This is a genomic window from Sporichthyaceae bacterium (genome assembly GCA_036269075.1).
Taxonomy (GTDB): domain Bacteria; phylum Actinomycetota; class Actinomycetes; order Sporichthyales; family Sporichthyaceae; genus DASQPJ01.
Map to the genome: position 1 here is coordinate 87,546 of DATASX010000123.1, position 6,399 is coordinate 93,944.

The following is a 6,399-nucleotide window of genomic DNA, read 5'->3' on the forward strand; positions in this document are numbered from 1 at the left end:
TGTCGGCGAGCCGGGCCGGAGTGTCGGGTGAGCCCCGGCGGGCCCGGAAGCGGCATACCATCGAAAGCGCGACCGGTGAGCTGCGGACCGACCGCGCAGTAGCCGACCTCGCCGAGACGGAGCACCGCGTGACCGATCCCACCCGAACGGCCACCGCGCCCGACGACGTGGCGGCTGCAGGTGGCTCGGGTTGGCTGATGGGGCGGGTTCTCGGGGTCCCGGTCTACGTCGCCCCGTCGTTCGCGATCGTCGCGGTGCTGTTGACGGTGAATTTCGCGCAACCGGTGCACTACGACATTCCGGAGATCGGCAACGGCCGATTCATCGTCTCGTTCATGTTCGCGGTGCTGCTCTACGCCTCGGTCCTCATTCACGAGCTCGGTCACGCGGTGACGGCGCGGCGCCTCGGGCTGCCGGTGCGGCGGATCACGCTGCAACTGCTCGGGGGCGTCACCGAGATGGGTGGGCAGGCCAAATCGCCACGCCGCGAGTTCGCCATCGCGGCCGCGGGTCCGGTGCTGTCGCTGGGCCTCGGCGTGGGTGCCTGGGCGGCGATCCACCTGCTCGGCGCGACCCCGGGCTGGCTCACCGGCCCGTCGGCGGCGTCGAACGCGAACGACTCGGTGAAGCTGCGCATCGCCCTGGAACTGCTCGACGCGCTGATGCTGTCCAACGGGTTGGTCGGCATCTTCAACCTGCTGCCCGGGCTGCCGCTGGACGGCGGTGTGATGCTGCGCTCGGCGCTGTGGGGGCTGACCGGCCGCTCCAGCACCGCGACCGTCGCGGCCGGTTGGGTCGGCCGCGGGGTCGCGGTCGTGGTGTTCTTCCTGCCGATGCTGATCGCCCGTGCCGACGGCCGGTCACCGCAGCTGTTCTCGGTCGTGTGGGGCGCGCTGCTGGCCGGATTCATCTGGATCGGAGCCAGCAGCGCCATGCGCGGGGCGGCCTTGCGGGAGGCGCTGCCGAAGCTGTCGGTCCGCTCGCTGACCCGGCGGGCGATCGGGGTCGCCGGGGAACTGCCGCTGGCCGAAGCGTTGCGCCAGGCCGGCGTGGCCGGTGCCCACGGGCTGGTCGTCATCGACTCGGGCGGGCGCCCGGTCGGCCTGGTCAACGAGGCCGCCGTCGCCGCGACCCCGGAACCGCGTCGACCCTGGGTGTCGGTCTCCACGCTGGCCCGTCGCCTGGAGCCGGAGATGGTGCTCGGGTTGGGCCTGGGCGGGGAGGAACTGCTGCGGCGCATGGAGGCCTGTCCGGCCACCGAGTACCTGGTCGTCGAGGACGACGGGGCGATCTACGGGGTGCTGGCGGCACAGGACGTGCGCAGCGCCGTCCAGAACGCCTGAGGGACCCGTCAGAATCGCCCCCGTGAACAGCGACTCGCCCGAGCCCGATCCTTCGTCCCCCGCCGTCTGTGGTCGCGGCCCGTTCCGCGCCGGCGACCTCGTGCAGCTGACCGACCCGAAGGGCCGGCACAGCACGATCACGCTGATGGCGGGCAAGACCTACCACTCGCACAAGGGCAACTTCCCGCACGACGAGTTGATCGGCAGCCCGGAGGGCAGCGTGATCCGGACCAGCGGGGGACAGGAATTCCTGGCACTGCGGCCGCTGCTGTCGGACTTCGTGCTGTCGATGCCGCGCGGGGCCACCGTCGTGTACCCGAAGGACGCGGCGCAGATCGTCGGGCTGGCCGACATCCACCCCGGGGCGCACGTGATCGAGGCCGGCGCCGGTTCGGGCGCGTTGACCTGTTCGCTGCTGCGTGCGGTCGGGCCCGAGGGCCGCGTCAGTTCCTACGAGCGCCGCCCGGAGTTCGCAGCGGTGGCCCGGAAGAACGTCGAACGGTTCTTCGGCGGCCCGCACCCGGCCTGGCACCTGACCGTGGGCGACCTGGCGACCGAACTGCCCGGGTCCGAGTCCGACCGGCAGGCCGACCGGGTGGTGCTGGACATGCTCGCGCCGTGGGAGTGCCTGGCCGCGGTGTCGGCCTGTCTGGTCCCGGGCGGGGTGCTCTGCGCCTACGTCGCCACCACCACACAACTGTCGCGCCTGGTCGAGGACGTGCGGGGCGGCAAGGAGTTCACCGAACCCACCGCCTGGGAAACGTTGGTCCGGACGTGGCACGTGGAGGGCCTGGCCGTGCGACCGGACCACCGGATGATCGGGCACACCGGGTTCCTGGTCACCACGCGCCGGATGGCACCGGGCGTCCCGGCCCCGGTACGCCGCAGGCGGCCGGCCAAGGGGGCCTACCCGGAAGTGAGCCGAGAGGAGAGCGAGCAGCGAGGAACGACCGTTCTCTCTCCGGAGGCGATCGAACGGGTTGACCGCAGGGAAGATCCGGAATTGGACACCGATACGTCCTGAACCGAGTCTGGTTCGGAATTTCGCGGGGCCCCGGTCAGCTCCCGAAATCGACGGTCCAGTAACCGCCCTGCTGGTCGTAACCGATGCCGATACTGCGGAATCCGCAGTCGAGAATATTTCGCCGGTGCGCCGGGGAATCCATCCAGGCGCTCTCGACCTCGGGGGCGGAGTTGAATCCCGAGGCGATGTTCTCCCCGACGGTTTGGCCGCTGAACCCGGTGTTGTGGATGCGCTGGTCGAAGGTCTGGCCGTCGAGCGAACTGTGGCTGAAGTACGAGTGCGACGCCATGTCGTCGGAGTGCTGCTGCGCGCTCATCGACAGGTGCCAGTCGGGGAGCAGTGCAGCGCATCCGTTGGCCGCGCGGGCCTGGTTCGTCGCCGACAGCAGCTGGCTCTCCAACTGCGCCCGGTCGGGCGCGTTCGGGCCAGTCGGGGCCTGCTGACCCTGCGGCCCCTGCGAGCCCGGCGCTTCGGGTGCTTGGGGTCCGGGGCCGCCCGGCGTGCCGTCACCGGGAGCGACGGGAGCGTTGTCGGCGTCCACCGGGCCGCCGTCCGGATCCTCGGCGGGATCGCCGGACCGTTGGGTGGGCCCGCCCTCGGACATCTCGTGCGCGCGTTGCTCCTGCGGCGGTTGTTCGGTTCGCGGGCGCTGCGGCGGTGGTCCGTCCAGCACATCGGCGACGTTCCCCAGGCCGGGGACCACCGGGTCGCTCGAGCCGGCCGGGTCGCCGATCTGCGCGATCCGACCCGCCCCGCCGATGTCGTCGGCGACGGCCGGGCCGGTCTGCAGACCGCTGGTCAGAAGAACTGCGACGCCCACTCCAGCCACCCGCGACAGCCGTGCCCGCGACAATTTGTTTCCCCCCGGAAATGTGCAATTTGCGCATGTTGCTCCGGCCCGGACCGAGATCCGACGCCAAATTCAGTGCACGGCCGACCGTAAATCTCTGCGCGGCAGCGAAATTGACCTTAGCGGGGGGCAGGCGCGCCTAAAGCGCAGGTCAACCGGAAGGAGTAATTCGGCTCAGGCCGAAATAAGCATCCCGACCAATTCATCACCAGGGGGAGAATTCGGGTGATCGACGTCCGAAATCGGGCATCCGTGGTCACGACTCCGGTGGGCGACGGCGCATCGGGATCGCCCGGCCGACGCCGACCACCGGCAACAGGTGCCGCAGTCGGGTGGCGAACTCGGTCGCGGAGGTGGGTCGGTCGAACCGGTCCTTGGCCAGCGCCGAGCCGACGAGCCGGCGCAGGTCGACCGGCAGGTGCGCAGGAAGCGCAGGGGCCGGCTGCATGACGATGCGCACGAACCAGGAGGCAAAGGTGTCCTGTGGCCGTAGCGGGAATGGCGGCAGCCCGGTCAGCAGGTGGTGCAGCGTGGCGCCCAGGGAGTAGATGTCGGCGGCCGGTCGCGGCCGGTCGCCGTCCAGCACCTCCGGGGCGGTGTGCAGGAGCTCAGGGATCGCGTCGGTCGACTCGACGGCGGGCGGGGTGTCGCCGAAGCCGGTCAGCACCGGTTGGTCGGTGGCGCCCAGCAGCACGTGCTGCGGACTCACCGCGCCGTGAACCGTGCCGCGGGCGTGCGCCCGCGCCAGCTCGTCAGCCACCCCCGCGGCGATGCGCACCGAGTCCGCCCACTGCAGCGGCCCGGAACGCGTCAGCCGGCCGAAGGCCGACTCGCGGCGGAAGTAAGTCACCTCATGTTCCATCGGGCACCTTCTGTATCTCTGATCGCTCAGGCGCCAGAGCGTGTCATCGGGGCGCAAAGCCGGACAAGACGTCTTCACCCGGACGCCGTAGCCGGCGTCCGGGCACCCCGACGTCAACCGAATGGACCGAATAGATCAACGTTCGGACCAGGACAGCGGGACAGTGGTCCGGGGCAAGCCCACCGGGATGACGATTGACCCGGAGCAGGTTCTTCCGGTCACGACACAGACGTGGCCGCCTCGGGCTCCGCACCGAGGCGATCCTTGCGTTGTAGGGTCGCCGCAGTGCCTCAGGGAGGTGGGAGCGTGGCCGCTCAACAGGATCATGACGAGACGGGCTCCGAGGACCTGCACAACCAGATTGCGTTCCTCGAGCAAGAGGTCGCCGTTCTTCGTCGTCGCCTGACCGATTCCCCACGCCACATGCGGCAGTTGGAGGAGCGGGTCATCGAGTTGCAGACCCAGCTCTCCGGCACCTCGACGCAGAACGAGCGACTGGTGGCAACCCTCCGCGAAGCACGCGAGCAGATCGTCGCGCTCAAGGAGGAGGTCGATCGACTCGCGGCCCCGCCCTCGGGCTACGGGGTGTTCGTCTCGAAGGCCGAGGACGGCACCGTCGACATCTTCACCGGTGGCCGCAAGCTGCGCGTCGCGGTCAGTCCCGAGGTCGAGCTGGATTCGTTGAAGCCCGGCCAGGAAGTCATGCTCAACGAGGCGATGAACATCGTCCGAGCGATGGATTGGGAGCGCATCGGCGAGGTCGTCATGCTCAAGGAGATCCTTGGCGATGGCGAACGCGCGCTGGTGACCGGCCACACCGACGAGGAGCGCGTGGTCTGGCTCGCCGAGCCGCTGCGCGACCAGGCGATCCGGATCGGCGAGTCGTTGCTGCTGGAGACCCGCTCCGGCTACGCCTACGAGCGGGTGCCGAAGTCCGAGGTCGAGGAGCTCGTGCTCGAGGAGGTCCCGGACATCGACTACTCCTCGATCGGTGGCCTGATGGCCCAGATCGAGATGATCCGCGACGCGGTCGAGCTGCCTTACCTGCACCGCGACCTGTTCATCGAGCACAAGCTGCGCCCGCCGAAGGGCGTCCTGCTCTACGGTCCGCCCGGATGCGGCAAGACTCTCATCGCCAAGGCGGTCGCCAACTCGTTGGCCAAGAAGGTCGCCGAGCACACCGGTCGCCCCGAGGGGAAGTCCTACTTCCTGAACATCAAGGGCCCGGAGCTGCTCAACAAGTACGTCGGCGAGACCGAGCGGCACATCCGGCTGGTCTTCCAGCGAGCTCGGGAGAAGGCTTCCGAGGGCACGCCCGTCATCGTCTTCTTCGACGAGATGGACTCGCTGTTCCGGACCCGTGGATCCGGTGTCTCCTCCGACGTCGAGAACACGATCGTCCCGCAGCTGCTGTCGGAGATCGACGGCGTCGAGGGCCTGGAGAACGTTGTCGTCATCGGCGCCTCCAACCGCGAGGACATGATCGACCCCGCGATCCTGCGGCCCGGCCGACTGGACGTGAAGATCAAGATCGAGCGGCCGGACGCCGAGGCGGCGAAGGACATCTTCTCGAAGTACATCGTCGAGGACCTGCCCCTGCACGCCGACGACCTGGCCGAGCACGAGGGCGACCGCAAGGCCACGGTCGCGTCGATGATCCAGCGGACGGTCGAGCGGGTGTACGCCGACAACGAGGAGAACCGCTTCCTCGAGGTCACCTACGCCAACGGCGACAAGGAGGTCCTGTACTTCAAGGACTTCAACTCCGGCGCCATGATCCAGAACATCGTCGACCGGGCCAAGAAGATGGCCATCAAGGAGTTCCTGGAGACCGGCCAGAAGGGCCTGCGCGTGGCGCACCTGCTGAGCGCCTGCGTCGACGAGTTCAGCGAGAACGAGGATCTGCCGAACACGACGAACCCGGACGACTGGGCGCGGATCTCGGGCAAGAAGGGAGAGCGGATCGTTTACATCAGGACGCTCGTCTCCGGGAAGCACGGGACCGAGGCCGGGCGCTCGATCGACACGGTCGCGAACACCGGGCAGTACCTGTAAACGGGACCTGCCGTGGGGCGCGCCGAGGGCGCGGCGTGCTAGCTGCTGCTAATCCGGCACTAGGCTCTAGCTTATGAGCGTGCGCCGCGTGATGGGCATCGAGACCGAGTACGCTATCGCCGTGCCTGGGCAGCCGGGCGCGAACGCGATGGTGAGCTCGTCTCAGGTGGTCAACGCCTACCAGGCCGCGACCGCCGCGCGGGCTCGTCGCGCCAGGTGGGACTTCGAGGAGGAGAACCCCCTGCGCGACGCCCGCGGTTTCGAC

The 6,399-nt window shown here is 69.2% G+C and carries 6 protein-coding genes; 4 read left to right on the forward strand and 2 right to left on the reverse strand.

The features are described from left to right. Positions 1-128: 128 nt before the first annotated feature. Positions 129-1,343 carry a site-2 protease family protein gene (locus VHU88_23515; GenBank protein HEX3614676.1) on the forward strand — a complete coding sequence of 405 codons (1,215 nt, stop codon included), beginning with the start codon at positions 129-131 and terminating at the stop codon, positions 1,341-1,343. Between the two features lie 22 nt (positions 1,344-1,365). After that, positions 1,366-2,367, forward strand: a complete 1,002-nt coding sequence (locus tag VHU88_23520) for a tRNA (adenine-N1)-methyltransferase (GenBank protein HEX3614677.1) — start codon at positions 1,366-1,368, stop codon at positions 2,365-2,367. 34 nt (positions 2,368-2,401) lie between these two features. Here VHU88_23520 and VHU88_23525 read toward each other — a convergent pair whose 3' ends face one another. Continuing rightward, entirely contained in the window at positions 2,402-3,187 is a 786-nt protein-coding gene (locus VHU88_23525; GenBank protein HEX3614678.1) for a CAP domain-containing protein, read from the reverse strand. A 286-nt stretch (positions 3,188-3,473) separates the two neighbouring features. Then, the gene (locus tag VHU88_23530) at positions 3,474-4,079 is read right to left on the reverse strand and encodes a protein kinase (GenBank protein HEX3614679.1); all 606 of its coding nucleotides are present in this window, start codon (positions 4,077-4,079) and stop codon (positions 3,474-3,476) included. A 306-nt stretch (positions 4,080-4,385) separates the two neighbouring features. Between VHU88_23530 and arc the strand changes: the two genes are divergently transcribed. Both arc and VHU88_23540 read left to right on the forward strand, forming a co-directional pair. Beyond that, complete coding sequence (arc, locus tag VHU88_23535; GenBank protein ID HEX3614680.1) at positions 4,386-6,134, forward strand: proteasome ATPase; 1,749 nt, start codon at positions 4,386-4,388, stop codon at positions 6,132-6,134. 73 nt (positions 6,135-6,207) lie between these two features. Continuing rightward, a partial coding sequence (locus VHU88_23540) for a proteasome accessory factor PafA2 family protein (GenBank protein HEX3614681.1) occupies positions 6,208-6,399 on the forward strand: 192 nt, incomplete at its 3' end.